Origin of the sequence: Granulicella sp. S156, assembly GCF_009766105.1 — a bacterium.
GTDB lineage: Bacteria > Acidobacteriota > Terriglobia > Terriglobales > Acidobacteriaceae > Granulicella.
In genome coordinates this window covers 191,999-207,737 of the sequence record NZ_LMUH01000007.1, presented here as the reverse complement: position 1 = coordinate 207,737, position 15,739 = coordinate 191,999, and the positions used below count along the sequence as shown (strand labels likewise).

Sequence of the window (15,739 nt, the reverse complement as noted above, 5' to 3'; positions counted from 1 at the left end):
CCATGCTGTGAGTCCACTCAAGACCATCGATCGCGTTCATTCCGTAATATTTCCAGCCTTACTTCCGTTCTTGCTTGTCTGTCTGCTGGCCAGTCAGGCTGCCCTGGCTCAAACAGATACCAGCACGGTTGCGGAACAGGATTCAGGGCAGACGCAAAGCAACTCGCAGACCTCCTCCAATCCCGCAAATCCTCCGGTCAAACTGGATGCCTCTCCGGCTACTCAGGAATCCGGAAACCTCTGGAAGCGAAAGTACCTGTTAGGGGATGAGGGCGGCGTTCGTAGCAAGCTTGAGGCTAAAGGACTCACCTTCGATCTCTATTACATCGCCGATGCTCTCGATGATCCCTATGGAGCTCCGGAGGACTTCGGTGTGTGGGGGCGCATTCGAGCCAGCATGGACGTGGACTTCAGTAAATTCACACCGGACAAAGGGCTCACCTTCCACGCCACCGGCCTATGGCAGTACGGCACCAACATAACTTCCCAGTACACGAACACTGCGGTCACCTCCTCCGACCTGCCCAGTGCTCATACTCTTCGTCTCGACTCCTATTACCTCCAGCAATACCTCTTCGACCACAAGCTCGCGATTCGCACCGGCCAGATTGCCGCCTATGACACCTATGGCGACGCGGAGTACGGCGCTTCGTTTATCAACCTTGCGCTCGGGTATGCGCACACCAATCTCAATTCAGCGGCGTATCTCTCGTTCAACCCGGCAGGCGTGCCCGCGCTTGAGGTAAAGGTACTGCCCACAGATCACTTCTACGTGAAAGCGATGGTTCTCTCCGAAGAGCGCAACCCCTATGTGCAGGATCCCAGCGGCTTCAGCTTTCATCTGGGCGGCCCAGTATTCGCCGGTGAGACCGGCTACATGGTCGATCCTCCCAAGCCTGCCAATGCGACCAACACCATGGGAGCTGAGCCTTTTATTACCGACAGCGAGACCGGTAACCATCCCGGCATCTATCGGTTCGGCGCCGGTTACGATCCGCACAACTTCACCGATCTCCTTACCAATGCCACGGTCTCCGGCAACTACGTGATCTACGGACAGATCGACCAGGCCGTCTACCGCCTCAGCAACACCGGTCCTGACAAGAACCGCGGTCTCGACCTCACCTATTCGCAGGACTACGCGCCGGGCAATGTAACGCAATATAGCGACCAGATCGCGGCGGGCGCCCGTTGGATCGGCCCTGCCGGAGGACGCTGGAGTAAGGATATGATCGGGCTCGGCTACGTTCGGACTACGAACGGAAGCCACTACCGGGAGATGATGCTTGCCAAGACCGGCAAGAACCTCGGCGCGGAGAACCTGGTCGAAGTCAATTACCTCGCGAACGTCACGCCCTGGCTGGTCTTCCAGCCGGTTATGCAGTGGTTCGTCAAACCTCAGGGAGACGCGACACGCCCTGATGTCTTCGTCATTGGCTTCAGAACAAAGGTCACCTTTTGAGGCTGGTTGCGTCTTTCTTCTCCCGTTGCATAGAATCGTGCTCTTCAGTGAGGACCGCTTTATGAAATTACCACTCTTTGTGTCGATAGGCGAGCTGGTATCCGAGGCCGTCGCGGTATTCATCATTATTGCGTTTGGCGATTCGGTCGCTGCGATGTATACCCTCTACGCCCCGAGCCCGTATCAGCAGGCATATTGGGGCGTCTGTATCGCGTGGGGGTTGGCGGTTACTATCGCCATCTACACCACGGCGTCCGTCAGCGGATGCCACGCCAACCCTGCGGTGACTCTGGCACTGGCCATCTACCGCAAGTTCTCCTGGAAGAAGGTTGTGCCCTATTGCATCGCGCAGACCGTCGGAGGATTTTTCGGCGCAGGCGTCGTCTATCTTCTCTACTCCCCGGTCATCGATCACTTCAATGACATCAATCACCTCACGCGCGCTGGCGGCGGCGCTGCCGGTGTCTTCTTCACGCATCCGGGTCTTGCCATCACACCCATGCACGCGTTTAGCGATCAGATCATTCTTACGGCCTTCCTCATCTTCGGCATCTTTGCCGTTACCGAGCAGTACAACGAGCAAGCTCCCGGCGCGAACTTTGGCGCCGTCATCATCGGTCTCATCGTCGCTGTCATCGGCGCCTCCATGGGATACCTCGAAGCGTGGGCCATCAATCCCGCCCGCGACTTCGGCCCTCGGCTGTTCTGCTTCTTTACCGGATGGGGATCTTCAGCACTTCCTTCGCCAGACAATTACTGGTGGATCCCCATCGTCGCTCCACTGATTGGCGGCGTTGTGGGTGGCCTGGCCTATCAGTTGCTTATTCATCCCTTCCTGCCAGCCAGGCTGCGCGCTCTCGACGCACAAACGCCGTCACAACCATCGCGACTATAGTTTTTATAGCTGCGACTTCCAGAGACGTGGGATATCTGCCGTTGCTTCTGAGATAGGTCCGGACTTTTAGTCCGGACATAAAAGGGCAGCCACAGAACGGGCTTCAGCCCCTGGGACATGTTTTCTCTTCACTAGGCACATATGCCGCAGGAAAAGAAAGCATGTCCCAGGGGCTGAGGCCCGTTCAGATTATGTTCATAATGCCCAGGCTTCAGCCTGGGCCTATCTCAGAAGCAACAACGAAGACAAATACACCGACCAGTCAGACGCTATTTGGCCTCGAGATTATCGTTTATCTCTTCTAAATGGATCGTACTGGACAGCCAAAGCGTGATCGTGCGATCTTGTGTACGTCGTTTTCCCGATCTCCCGCATGATGCCGAAAGTTCACGATCAGAAGCTCTGGTCTGAAGACTGTCAGGCCCTCTTGAGGAATCGCAAACGATGGCAAACAAGTCACACGATTCGATTCACTGGGGACTCTCATGGCAGACCTGGATCGCACGCACACTCCTCGCAAGGCTTCTCGCTCTTCCTTTGTAAACGTGACGAACTTCAAGCTTGGAAAGCGTTGGAGTTACACCTCAGCGCTTCTTCTCGGGTTGTTTGTTCCTGCGGTGAACCAAGCCCGGTCGCAGACGACGCCGGACTTTGGGCCGAACGTCTATATCGTCGATCCCAGCATGTCGAGCGCGACGATTCAGGCCAAGCTGGCTTCGCTGTCGCAAGAGGCCCAGTTCAGTACCAACCGTCATGCGGTGCTGTTCATGCCAGGAACCTACGATGTCCAGGCACAGGTGGGCTACTACGAGTCCGTCGCCGGTCTGGGAGAGTCGCCGAACGATGTAAACATCAACGGATACATCGAACAGAATGAGGTGGACCAGTATGGAGCGCTGACCACCATCTTCTGGCGTTCGATTGAGAACATGACAGAGAACTCGCCGTCAACGCTGCAGTGGGGCGTCTCGCAGGGCATTTCCTTCCGGCGTATGCAGGTCAATGGCGCACTGGAGTTGACCAACGCTGCCTGCAACTATTCAAGCGGCGGCTTCATCTCGGATACCGTCGTTACTGGCACGCTCAACTCCTGCTCGCAGCAGCAGTGGTTCACTCGCAATAGCAAGATTGGGAGCTGGAGCGGCAGTGTCTGGAACCAGGTCTTTGCGGGTGTGGAGGGTGCGCCGTTTTCGAACTACCCGAGCAATGCGTTCACGGTTCTGCCAACGACTCCGGTAAGTCGTGAGAAGCCGTTCCTCTACGTGGACAAGCAGAACAGATTCAAGGTCTTCGTGCCGACGGTGCAGGAAGGCTCGTCCGGCATTACGTGGTCACACGGGCTTGGTCATGGATACTCACTCTCGATCGATGACTTCTTCATCGCGCAGCCTTCCACTCCGGTTGCGCAGATCAACATCGCGTTGGCAGAGGGCAAGAATCTGATCCTGACGCCCGGCATCTATCCACTCAAAGGATCGATCAACGTCATCCGGCCAAACACGATCGTGCTTGGTCTGGGCTACGCCACGCTGGTTCCGCAGACGGGAACTTCCGCCATCACGGTTGAGGATGTCGATGGTGTACAGCTTGCGGGTCTGTTGATTGATGCAGGCCCAGTGAACTCGCCTGTGCTCGTGCAGATTGGTGGCTCGCATAACTGGTTTGGCAATCAGAACGGCTGGAGACTCTCTCACCATGGGAATCCAACATCGCTCAACGACGTCTTCTTCCGCATCGGTGGAGGCACTCCCGGTACTGCGACCACCACCCTCCAGATCGATAGCAACGATGTCATCCTGGACAACATCTGGGCCTGGCGCGCGGACCACGGAAACGGAGTTGGCTGGACCGACAACGTGGCCGAGCACGGCCTGATCGTCAACGGCGACAACGTCACCGCGTTGGGCCTTGCAGTAGAACACTACGAGCAGACCCAGGTTCAGTGGAACGGTGAACGCGGCGAGACGATCTTCTATCAGAGCGAGCTGCCTTATGATCCGCCTAGTCAGAGCGCATGGATGGATGGCAGCGCCAATGGTTATCCCTCGTACGTTGTGGCCCCGCAGGTCACAAATCATGCAGCCTATGGCATGGGCGTTTACTCGTACTTCGACCAGGGAGTTCCCATCGTCGAAGACAGCGCGATCTCAGTCCCGAACACGCCCGGCGTTTCGGTGACGCATGCCGTCTCCGTCTTCCTGAGCGGAAGCGGCTCCATCACGCATGTGGTGGACGATGCCGGTGGACCGGTCGAGAGTGGAATCCAGACGAGCTTTCTGCCGTTCTATCAAGGCGCGCCGTGCGTCTACGGTTGCCCGGAGGCTCCCGCAGCGCCCACTGATCTGAAGGCGGTCGTGGAATCTTCCAATCAGATCAATCTGTCCTGGAGACCGAGCTTCAGCCCGGGTGTTCGTTACAGTGTCTTCCGCAGTATGGCTTCGGGCTTCGCGCCTTCGCCCAGCGATCTGGTGTACTCGGGCGTGATTGGAACGTCGTACTCGGATAACGAGGTGAATCCTGGAACAACTTATTACTACGTGGTCGAGGCGGTGAACGATAGTGCCGCGTCGGGCGTCTCCAACGAGGCGAACGCCACGATACCGGGCACCGGAGGACCCGTCAGCCAGGACGTTATCGACATCAACGCCGGCGGCAACGCCACAGGAAGCTGGGTTGCGGACGAAGACTTTACCGGCGGCACAGCGACCAGCACCGGAGCAGCGATCAACACCTCGCTCGTCCCGAACCCAGCGCCACAGGCTGTGTATCAGAGCAATCGTTACGGTCCAATGACGTATACGATTCCGGGTCTCACGCCGAATGGGAAGTACATCGTGGACCTGCACTTTGCAGAGAGCTACTGGACCTCGCCGGGGCAGCGCGAATTCAACGTGCTCATCAACGGCAAGGAAGTGCTCAAGAACTTCGATATCATCGCGTACGCCGGCAAGATCGACGCCGCGGTCGTCCAGTCGTTGTCTGCGATTGCCGACTCCACTGGCACTATTACGATCCAGTTCACCGTGGGGGCGGCGGATAATCCGCAGATCAACGGCATCGAGATCGGACTTGCGTGCACGACGAACTGCCCGGCGATTCCTGGCGCTCCGAAGAAGCTGACCGCAACCGAAGTGTCGACGAACCAGGTCAACCTGGCGTGGACCGCAAGTGCGACTCCGGGAGTTACCTACAGCGTGTTCCGCAGCCAGCAGGCTGGATTTGCCACTACGGCTGCCACTGAGCTGGTCTCAGGAATAACGGGCACGACCTACTCGGATACGAGTGCGAACCCGGCGACAACCTACTACTACGCCGTCGCGGCCCTGAACAATGCAGGTCTTTCGGCAGCTACGAATGAGGCCAGCATCACGACTCCAACTGCAGGTGGCGCAATTGCCTCGGACGTTCTGGATATCAACGCCGGTGGCGCTGCAGCAGGTGCCTGGGTTGCCGATGAAGATTTCTCTGGCGGCACAGCGACAAGCACCAGCGCCTCGGTCAACACCTCGAAGATTCCCAATCCTGCGCCCGAGGCGGTCTATCAGACGAATCGCTATGGTCCGATGACGTACACGATTCCTGGGTTCACTCCAGGAGGGAAGTACATTGTGGACCTGCACTTCGCCGAGACCTACTGGACAGCGCCAGGGCAACGGCAGTTCAACGTTCTCATCAATGGCAATCAGGTGCTGACGAACTACGACATCTTCGCGTCGGCTAATGGTGAGTTCATCGCTGCGGTGCAGTCGTTCGCAGTGACTGCGGACAGCACAGGAACCATCACGATTCAGTTCGTAGTGGGCGCTGCGGATAATCCGCAGATCAACGGAATTGAAGTTGGAACGAACTAGGGCATTTCACGAATAGTGCGACATGCCTCTTTCGATCCCACCCATACCGTGTCATGACGATAGAACCACCATGCTCTGGTCGAGATGACAGATTTTAGGTAGGTCCGGAAAGGACCCGTTACCGCCATTCCAAGCAGCTTGCTACGTTCGCTTCGTGATCATGAGATCCCTTGCGTGCGCAGTGTGGACAGAGACTTACACTCATCAGAAATGAGACTAGCTGCTCTGTAACCTCAAAAAAAATCGTGCGCGTCTACTTGCCTGAGTAAGTGAAGCTGAGGGGGTGCACGGGGTGAGTGAAGGGAAACATTTCTTTAAGTTAATCGTAGATCGTGATGACGAGTTCGATCCTCACGATTGGTTTCCACCGCTCGATCGGCGTGCCGCAGTACGCATGCTGGGCATGAGTGCGATTGCTGCCGCTGTGGGTTGTGTGAACAAATCAGGAACTACTTCAACCAGCTCAACTGGAACAACAGCGACTACGACTACTCTCACGCCATCTGCAACCTCTACGACCACGGGAACCAGCATTACTCTCGTTGCGACTGTCTCGCCCTCTGCCGCAACTGGAACGGTAACCTTCTATAACGGTACGACATCACTGGGCAGTGCCACCTTAAGTTCGGGAACGGCCAGCCTCTCTGTGAGCTTCAGCAGCGCTGGCACCGAATCGCTGACGGCGGTGTATGGGGGAAGTAGTACCTACGCCGGAAGTACATCGAGCGCAGTTACTGTGACCGTGACCGGCTCAACCACCGCATGCAGTGAAACGCTGGAAGGCGAAGAAGGACCTTACTTCGTGGACGACAGCGCCACAGGCTATAACCGCAGCAACATTCTTTCGAATCTGGATGGCACCGACACACAGACAGGCGTGGCCTTCACTGTGACGCTCTATGTGTACGACACCAAGAACAGCTGCGCTGCGATGCAGGGGGTTCAGGTAGACATCTGGCACTGCAATGCGAGTGGTATCTATTCTGCCGAAAGCGTTGAATCGACCAGCAGCGAGAGTTGGCTGCGTGGATATCAGTTGACCGACTTGAATGGCATGGTGCAGTTCGTCACGATCATTCCCGGTTGGTATGCAGGCCGGACTACTCACATCCATCTCCGGCTCCGTTCTACGTATGACTCTTCCAGCACGGGTGGAACGAACACGATGCAATTCTTCTTCGACCAGACGCTGATTGATACGTTGGCTACGTCCGTCAGCCCGTACTCGAGTGAAGGGACCAACCCAACAACGAACGCTTCGGATCACGTCTATACGGGGGAGGAGGACGGTACAACTCTGATGACTCTCTCGGGCAGTACGTCCGCTGGATATACTGCTACGGCCAAGGTATACCTCCCAATCGCGTAATCCTTTCGATTAGCCTCGGAAGTGTCGTCAACTATAGGAACGCAGCGTACAAATACTCCGCTGTGACAACGAGCCGGAAGGATTACGGTTCGTTGTCACAGCGGAGTATTTGCAGCTACGAGCGAGAGTTTAAAGATGCGCCCAGGAGTGATAGCGATTCAGAATTCGGTCCAACCGGCCAGTTCAGCGAGGTCTTTACGGCAGAAGCTCTCGAAATCCCGTTGTATCTGGGTTGATCAAAACTTGCGTTGACTTTCGACCCGCCAATTCATACAGTCTATCTATCCAACTGGGTCCAGCACAGTGCAGTCGATACAAGAGCCACCTTCGCCGATTTGCTGAAAAGGGGTTTTGATTATGAAACGTATCATGTTTGATTTTAAGTGTCCGGGATCGATGGAACACTCAGCCGGTACCAAATCCCACAAAGTACTGCTTTCCCTGATCCTCTGCGTTCTCGCGCTTATGACCTCCGCGGCCATGCACGGACAAGCCGCCGGAAGTTTCTCAGGCAATGTTCTCGATAAATCGGGGTCAAGCATCCCTGGAGCCACTGTCACCGTTGTCGCGCAGGCAACCGGCCTGACTCGAGACAGCAAGACGGACAGTGTCGGACACTACCTGATTCCGCTGCTCTCTGCCGGAACCTACACCGTGCGCATCGATGCGGCGGGCTTTCAAAGTGCTGCCTCCAAAGATCTGATTCTCCAGGTTCAGGAAGCCCGCGAACTCAATTTTTCTCTCGCGCCCGCTACTGTAAACACTACGGTGGTTGTCACCGGTGATGCAGTCGCCGTCGAGACCGGCAACCCCTCTCTTGGCCAGGTCATCACCGGGCAAGAGGTGTCGCAGCTCCCCTTGAATGGCCGCAACTTCGTTCAACTCGCTACACTAACCGCCGGGGCTACGTCCGAGACGAACCCCAACAGCTTTTTCACCTCTGGCGCTGACAGCGAAGTGGCGGCACGCGGTCCCCTCTCGCTCTCCGTCGGCGGCTCCCGCCCCAACAGCACGGACTGGCTTCTGGATGGTGTCGACAATAACGAACTGACCTCAGGCGGCATCGGCATCTACTCCTCGATCGACGACATCCAGGAGTTTAAGGTACTGACTTACACCTACTCCGCCGAATACGGTACTCGGGCGGGCCCGACCGTGCTCGTGACCACAAAGTCCGGTACCAACAACTTTCACGGGTCGCTCTTCGAGTTTGTGCGCAATACCGATCTCGATGCCAGGAGCTACTTTGCCACCTCCACAGAGAAGTTCAACCTGAACCAGTTCGGCGGTTCCGTTGGCGGTCCTATTCACAAGGACAAGACCTTCTTCTTCGTCGATGGCGAACAAAAATATCAGCGCCACGGCATCATCTTTACAGGCCTGGTGCCTTCGCTGGCTATGCGCTCCGGCGATTTCTCCAACGATGCTTTTGGCAACCCCGCAACCGTCACCATTCCTGGGATAACAAACCCCGTTCCTGGGATCATCAACCCGAACATGATAGGCGCATCCACAAATCCGAACATTTTCCCCAATGTTTATTTCCAGTGCAATACCGCTGGGGCCCCTCTTCCGGTTGCTGCCAATGGAAGTCAGGGCCAGGGCGTTCCCTGTGGCAAGATTCCAGCCGGCCTGTTCAACAATATTGGGCAGGCAATGATCAACCTGTATCCCACACCGAATGCCAACAACGCCGGTGAAAACATCAACTATGTTAACGAGCCTGTACGCAGCCTGAACGAAACCAAGTTCGACGTCCGTTTGGACCATACGCTCACCCCCAAGGACAACCTCTTCGGTCGTTTCAGCTACGACCAGGCGGCCTCTTATGTGCCGGGCGGTGGGCCGACGGGATCTTTTGCCGAAGCAGGTGCCTTCGGCAGCAATCAGTTCATCGCTAATCACGCCCGCAACGTCGCTCTCGGTGCGACGCATGTGTTCTCGTCCACGATGTTCAACCAGGTCAGCTTCGGCTACAACCGCATCTTCGACTACATCAAGTCGCAAGGCACTGGAACCTGCGCCTCAAACACCATCGTCCCCGGCGGCATTCCGGGCGCCAATCTGGGATGCGGCAGCGGTTCCACCTGTGCTGCCGGTGCCTATAGCTGCGGTCTGGTCTCAACAGAGTTCACAAACGGCGGTTATTGGGCTCTCGGCGATCGCGGCTACTCGCCCTTCCAGGGTGGGACGAACATCTTCTCGTTCAAAGACTCGTTCGATCTCATCCTGCACAAGCATGAACTGAGAATGGGCATCGATTTCCGCGCCAATCAGATGAACATCGGCTCGGAGGCCTTCCAGGATGGCTTCTGGCTTATCGGCAACGGCGGCAACTTCACCGGCGTTAGCAGCGGTAATGTCACCATCCCTGGCAATTCGGAGGCCGACTTCCTGCTCGGTCTCACGGGCGGGGGCATTCATGATCAGACATACGATGGAGCCGTCACTGGCCGTCGTTGGAAGATGTATCGCCCCTTCGTCGCGGACGATTGGAGGATCATTCCGTCTCTCACGCTCAACCTCAGCCTGGCTTGGGAGATGACCACTCCGATCACCGAAGAGCATGGGCGCATGGCCGACTATATTCCCTCCACAGGCCAACTGCTCGTCGCCAATCAGAATGGCGTGAGCTCGTCGGCTGGCATCAACATGGATTGGACGGCGCTCGAGCCGCGCATCGGCGCCGCTTGGAAGGTTCTTGGCAGCGAGAAGACGGTGCTTCGTGCGGGCTACTCGCTCTACCACGACTCTGCCTGGAGCCAGGGTGCACAGGGGCTTTGGCAGAACCCGCCCTTCCTGGGTGAATCTGACAACTTCACGGGCGCTGGCTGCGCCTTTGCAACTTCCTACTGCGCCTCTGCGGCAGGAGGAAGCCAAACCCCCTCTGGAATCAGTCTCTCCAGCGGATTTCAGCTCCTTCCTACACCGCCCACCGTCTCCAACTATCAGGGTTCGTTCAACTATGAGCCCACCAACCTCAAGCTGGGCCGCGTCCAGCAATTCAACGTCAACGTTGAGCGCCAGTTGATCGGCAACCTTGTGCTGACCGCCGGCTATGCCGGTTCCCGCGGTACCCACATCCTGGTGCTCGGCAACGATCTCAATACATCCAGTCCGTCCGGATGCGGCACCATAACTGGCTACACGCTTGGTTGTCTTTCCAGCGGAGCGCCCTACATCCCGTCCTACAAGACGAGCAATGCTATTTTGCTGATAGGCGATGTAGGCAAGACCAACTATGACTCGCTTCAGATCAAGGCAGAGACCAAGACCCCGAAGTACGGTCTCTACGCTCTGGTGGCTTATACCTACTCCCGCACTTATGACAACGGGCTGACCGATGGCCTGGGTTCCGTCCTGAGCGCCCCCTACTTCCCGCTCCCCAACTGGCAAAACCTGGATTGGTCCCTGTCGCAGATCAACCTCGATAACAGCTTCACGGCCAGCGTTATTTACGATCTGCCCTTCGGACGCGGAAAGCAGTCCGGCACCAATTGGAGTCCCTTGACCAATACTGTTCTGGGCGGCTTCCAGGTGACGCTGATCGAAAGAATCTCTTCGGGATTCCCCGTCCCCTTGATCGACAGCTCGAACAACTCAGGCGTCTACTTCAACAATGGCGGCAATAGTAACAACTGGAACCGTCCTGACGAGGTTGCGGGTTGCAATGTCTATAGCGCGGACCATAGCAAGCATCAGTGGCTCAACCAGGCCTGCTTTACTTCTCCCAAACTTGACGAGCTGGGGAATGCTGCACGAGTTCCGGTTTCAGGACCAGATTTCGTCAACTCGGACTTCTCCCTTATCAAGCAGTTCGCGCTGCCTCGTAGAGATATGGGTTTGCAATTCCGCGCCGAGTTCTTCAATCTCTTCAACCATCCGCAGTACGGTATGCCGGTGAACGATATTAGCGCTGGTTCTGCATTAGCTGCCGGTGCTTCAATACCCAATACGTCTCCGTTCGGCGCGGTCAATTCCACTGTCAACAATCCTCGCCTTATTCAACTGGCTCTCAAACTAACGTTCTAAAGCTCATGCGCTGGAATCTCTGGCCTTTTGTGGCAGGGGTTCCAGCGCGAGTGACTCAGCTCATCTTGCCTCTAGAAAGTCAGATACTGATTATCGAGTGGCCGCGAGGCCCCGAGGAGAGGTCCACTCGTGCACCTCGACAGTGGCGCCATAACGAAGACCAGGATGTATTCGCGCAATCGTCACGGCTTGTTCACTGCTTGGGGAGTCGAAGAAGACGAGGTTGCGGAATGTGGGATCGCTTGATCCTTCACGGGAGACAATCTGGTTTCCGTCCGCGGAGAAATTCGCCAGCGTCTCCCCAAGAGCTCGCGGATCGAGCGCGACTCCCATCTCCGTGACCTGTTTGACCCAGGCGGCAATATCAACCCCACGCTGTTTTACTTCTTCGGGACTGAGCGTGCGTGTGGAATGGAAGATCAGGATGTAGTGCTTCATGGCTTGTTCCTTTTTGTCTTGGGAAATGATGGTCTTGGCCTGGATGGGCTGGCAAAGGACAACGAAGCAGACGAGCAGCATGAAAACGAACAACCTGCTCGAGTGGTGCCGTGGGAGTTTGCGTGGAGTGGAGAGGCGGATGCTGCGAAGGGGATCTCTCATGCCCCCAAGGTAGCGAACGCAACGCAAAGGCTACTTGTAAAAAGTCGGCAGATTGCGAGGGCCGGCACTGCGAAAGAACTCTTCAGGAGAGGTATCCGTGAAGAGCCGGAAGTCGTGCACCATATGCGGTTGATCGCTGTAGCCGGCCTCAAAGGCGATCTCCGTAAGGGTCTTTCCGGTATCCCATAGACGGCAAACATGCTGCAGTCTGGTTAAACGCGAGAGGCTTTTCGGCGTCGCGCCCACTGCGGAGCGAAAGTGTCTTTCCAGGGCGCTTTGGCTCATAGCGGAATGACGCGCAATCGCTGCAATGGAAGACTGGCCCTTGGAGCTTCGGATCATCTGTACAGCCGCCTCAATCTGCGGAGAGATTTCATTCGATGCCTGAATCCGGCGAGTGAGAAAGCGTTCCATCGCAAGAACCTGTTGTGGCATGTCGCTGTTATCGACGAGCACATTCTGTATGCGGTCGATCTCCTGGCATGGCAGGAGATTGTCGAGTGGCAGCGTCCGGTTGTAGAGCAGGTCCGCACGGTCGTGCAGTATGGCGGGAGCTCCGACCTCAGTGAACCGAACAATCACGATCGAGGATCCCGGCGCGTGCTCAACTCTGCGGGTTCGCTGTTGCAAGCCGGAGACGACTGCGTTGGGAAGAGTCTCCTGGTGCAACGATGCCGAGCCAGACTGCCGCAGCACAAGGGTGAGTGTAGTCTCGGGCAGCAATACCTGTACCCGGGAATGCTCCGAACGGACCCATAGAATCTCGCGCACATAGCGGCGAAGGTCGCCTCCTGGCTGGTGAACGAAATGGCGCACGGAACCCATTGCGATCTTGGATGAGCGGCTTCGTCAGAAGATTCGCTAAGAACTCTCGGCAGCTCATTCCCGGAAGGAGGGTTTCACTCTAACTTCCGAACTATTGGTTATTAGGGAGTTTCGTGACGACAAAAGTGTCTAGCAATGCCGACCCAGCTAGAGGTGATTTCATAGGGCAACGGACGCCGATCAGGAACATCTTCGCTTATAAAATGGGCCATCTGGCCTAGGGAAGCTCCTTGCCGGATGGGGCATAGTTTCCTCTGTGCGAAGTGACTCAACTGCTGCGAGAATCATTTTCTTTCGTTCCTCGATGAACTTTTGGGTCGTTCGGCACGAATATCAAGGTGGAGACGGACATTGATCTTTGAACCCAAGGCTGCGAAGGAGTGGGCGCGTGAAGCTGACACTTTCGCAGCGGTGTATCGCGAGAACGCATCGAGGCTGCGTGCCTTCCTGCGGCAGATGGTCGGATCGTCCGAAGCCGCTGAAGACCTGACACAGGAGATCTTTACGCATCTTTGGAGCCATCCGGACGGGTTCGATCCCGCACGCGGAACCGTTCGTGCCTACCTCTTCGGCATAGGACGGCATCGGGCTGCGGAGTGGTGGCGGCGGAGTAAACCCCAATCCCCGTTGGCGGACGACAGGTGTGCGGCTTCCGATCCAGAGGGTGAATCTCTGATCGCGGACGCTTTGCGACGTCTTCCTGAAGAGCAACGGACGTTGCTCTGGTTGCGGGAAGTCGAGGGCCAATCGTACGCCGAGCTTGCAGTCATCTTCGACATCCCGGTAGGGACAGTGCGGTCGAGATTATTCATGGCGCGGCAGGGATTGCGGGAGATCTGGCTCGGAGCAGCCAAAGGAGATTTGCATGAGGTGCGATGAGGTCCAGGAGTATGTATCGGCATTGTATGACGGAGAAACGATGCCGTTTGAAGCGGCAGAACACACGGCCTGCTGTGCGCATTGCCAGGAGTTGTTGAAGGAGTATGCCCAGATGGGAGCCGCATTGCGTAGTTATGGCGGCGTCCTGATCGCAGAACCGGTCCCGGATCGCACATGGCTCACAACAAAGCAAGACAGAATCACGCTATGGAAGAAAGGGTTGGAAATGATGCGTATCCCAAGAATTGCGTTCGCTTGTCTGGTCCTATTGCTTGTTGTTTTAGGCTCACGGCTGGCGGTAGTCGAAGTTCGCGCACATGATGATGGCTCGGTGCTGCTGTTGAAGCTCACACCTGCACAGGGCGACACCATCTCTTGTGACATATCGATGTCTGACCCCAACCACAATGGCTGCGGAGGACTTACACAGATCGATAAAACAAACCTGATGTTTGCCCTGAAGGCGTTGCGTAAAGACGGTAACCGCGCGCTGCTATCGGTCAGGGCGAAGGTCTCACCACTGGGACCAGCCAGTTGGGGTCCCGATGTAGAAGCCAGTTTGCCTGAGACGCAGGTCTGGTTTACGCCAGGACAGTCTCTTTCGCTGCCCAATACGGGAGAACTCAAACTTGCGCTCACCGGAGATTGGTCTGACCACATTCCAGTGAAGTTTGCTGATAGTCAGCTACTTGACCCAGGGCCAAATGAAATCAGGCTTAACTCACCCTTACTGTTAAAAAACAGTAAGGTAGCAGGGGATCTGACCCACCTCAGCGCAGATACCGACCAGCCTGGTGAGGGTGTTCTCCTCTTCGTACCCGGCGAGGGGCGTTTCCTGCTCTCGGCAACCGAGGTTACCGGCGCGGTGCCGGCGAAGGTCCAGGAAAATCGTATCTCCTTTGAGAGTGAGGGCCAAAAGTACATCATCGTCACCGGGATGCCTGTAAGCCGTTCAGAGCAGATCTGGGTCCTTCACGATGCCGGACATAACCCATTACCAGATCCTGGGCAAGGTGCAAGCATCTCCGCCGGACCCGTCAAAAAGCTTCTCTAATTGGGCGAAAGCGAATGGAGGAAGTGCTGACTTCCTCTTCTTCGCTTCCTGCCAAATGGAGCTTCCTCCTCAGGTCGTTCTGCACGCATGAAGGGCCTCAGCACGATGAGGCCCTTCATTCTGTCTAGACCGATCGGAGCCACACAACTGTTACCGGGCCCCGTGACAACGGCAGTTGAGGTCATGTTGCAGTCAACTTTCTGGATTGCCCAGCTTGCACGCTGCTCTTCGTCCATCTAGCTTTATCTGTGCGGAGGCCCTTCGGCCATGACTCTGAGCAGACTTCTTCTCCCCGGTATCCTCCTGTGTAGCGTGGCCTCCGCGCAGCTTCTGCATCCGGCGTCTCCCATGCCCAGTTTCGCTGTCGCAAGTGTGCGCCCCACCGATCCCAGCGAGGAGCTCTCGCACGGCGGCGTTAGCCCCGACAGTTATCGCGCCGAGCGTACCACCATCAAGGATGTTCTCTCCTACGCCTTCGGCCTTGGCTACGAACACGAGCTTATCAATGCACCTTCATGGGTTACCAATGACCACTTCGACATCCAGGGCAAGATCGATGACGGGCAGGTTGCCAGCTTTCGCCAGCTAAGCCGCGACGATCGCGAGGAGCAGATGCGCCTGATGGTGCAATCCATGCTCATCGAGCGCTTCCACCTTACGTACCACTTTGAGACGCGGGACCTTCCCGTCTACAACCTCGAGATCGCGAAGAGCGGTCTCAAGTGCCCGCGCGACACCACCTCGAAGCCCGCCATCGACGATCCCTCCCGTC

At 56.6% G+C, this 15,739-nt stretch carries 10 protein-coding genes; 8 read left to right on the top strand and 2 right to left on the bottom strand.

The genetic code is table 11. The features are described from left to right. Window positions 1–7: 7 nt before the first annotated feature. The 5 genes from GSQ91_RS06620 to GSQ91_RS06600 all read left to right on the top strand — a co-directional run bounded on the left by GSQ91_RS06620 (window position 8) and on the right by GSQ91_RS06600 (window position 11,609). Window positions 8–1,462 (top strand): carbohydrate porin, encoded by a 1,455-nt coding sequence (locus tag GSQ91_RS06620; protein WP_158820469.1) that lies wholly within the window; start codon window positions 8–10, stop codon window positions 1,460–1,462. Between the two features lie 61 nt (window positions 1,463–1,523). Continuing rightward, window positions 1,524–2,357, top strand: coding sequence for an MIP/aquaporin family protein (locus tag GSQ91_RS06615; protein ID WP_158820468.1), 834 nt, complete (start codon window positions 1,524–1,526; stop codon window positions 2,355–2,357). A gap of 485 nt (window positions 2,358–2,842) precedes the next feature. Next, on the top strand, window positions 2,843–6,208 hold the full coding sequence (locus GSQ91_RS06610) for a malectin domain-containing carbohydrate-binding protein (protein ID WP_158820467.1): 3,366 nt from the start codon (window positions 2,843–2,845) through the stop codon (window positions 6,206–6,208). Window positions 6,209–6,500: 292 nt separating this feature from the next. Beyond that, on the top strand, window positions 6,501–7,577 hold the full coding sequence (locus tag GSQ91_RS06605; protein WP_158820466.1) for an Ig-like domain repeat protein: 1,077 nt from the start codon (window positions 6,501–6,503) through the stop codon (window positions 7,575–7,577). A gap of 369 nt (window positions 7,578–7,946) precedes the next feature. Continuing rightward, window positions 7,947–11,609 (top strand): carboxypeptidase-like regulatory domain-containing protein, encoded by a 3,663-nt coding sequence (locus tag GSQ91_RS06600; RefSeq protein WP_158820465.1) that lies wholly within the window; start codon window positions 7,947–7,949, stop codon window positions 11,607–11,609. A 90-nt stretch (window positions 11,610–11,699) separates the two neighbouring features. Here the strand turns inward: GSQ91_RS06600 and GSQ91_RS06595 are convergent, their stop codons facing one another. Further along, entirely contained in the window at window positions 11,700–12,047 is a 348-nt protein-coding gene (locus GSQ91_RS06595) for a hypothetical protein (RefSeq protein ID WP_158820464.1), read from the bottom strand. A gap of 192 nt (window positions 12,048–12,239) precedes the next feature. Next, entirely contained in the window at window positions 12,240–13,034 is a 795-nt protein-coding gene (locus GSQ91_RS06590; RefSeq protein ID WP_158820463.1) for a helix-turn-helix domain-containing protein, read from the bottom strand. 351 nt (window positions 13,035–13,385) lie between these two features. Here GSQ91_RS06590 and GSQ91_RS06585 point away from each other — a divergent pair, with 351 nt between their 5' ends. The 3 genes from GSQ91_RS06585 to GSQ91_RS06575 all read left to right on the top strand — a co-directional run. Continuing rightward, complete coding sequence (locus GSQ91_RS06585; RefSeq protein ID WP_158820462.1) at window positions 13,386–13,913, top strand: RNA polymerase sigma factor; 528 nt, start codon at window positions 13,386–13,388, stop codon at window positions 13,911–13,913. 112 nt (window positions 13,914–14,025) lie between these two features. Next, window positions 14,026–14,967, top strand: coding sequence for a hypothetical protein (locus GSQ91_RS06580; RefSeq protein WP_216845111.1), 942 nt, complete (start codon window positions 14,026–14,028; stop codon window positions 14,965–14,967). A gap of 267 nt (window positions 14,968–15,234) precedes the next feature. After that, window positions 15,235–15,739 (top strand): TIGR03435 family protein (locus GSQ91_RS06575; protein ID WP_158820460.1); only part of this gene is annotated, 505 nt, incomplete at its 3' end.

Bases quoted from the DNA above. Each gene is read 5' to 3' on its own strand.
- GSQ91_RS06590 (WP_158820463.1), bottom strand. From the start codon at position 13,034: ATGGGTTCCGTGCGCCATTTCGTTCACCAGCCAGGAGGCGACCTTCGC.
- GSQ91_RS06610 (WP_158820467.1), top strand. From the start codon at position 2,843: ATGGCAGACCTGGATCGCACGCACACTCCTCGCAAGGCTTCTCGCTCT.
- GSQ91_RS06600 (WP_158820465.1), top strand. From the start codon at position 7,947: ATGTTTGATTTTAAGTGTCCGGGATCGATGGAACACTCAGCCGGTACC.
- GSQ91_RS06595 (WP_158820464.1), bottom strand. From the start codon at position 12,047: ATGAAGCACTACATCCTGATCTTCCATTCCACACGCACGCTCAGTCCC.
- GSQ91_RS06615 (WP_158820468.1), top strand. From the start codon at position 1,524: ATGAAATTACCACTCTTTGTGTCGATAGGCGAGCTGGTATCCGAGGCC.
- GSQ91_RS06580 (WP_216845111.1), top strand. From the start codon at position 14,026: ATGGGAGCCGCATTGCGTAGTTATGGCGGCGTCCTGATCGCAGAACCG.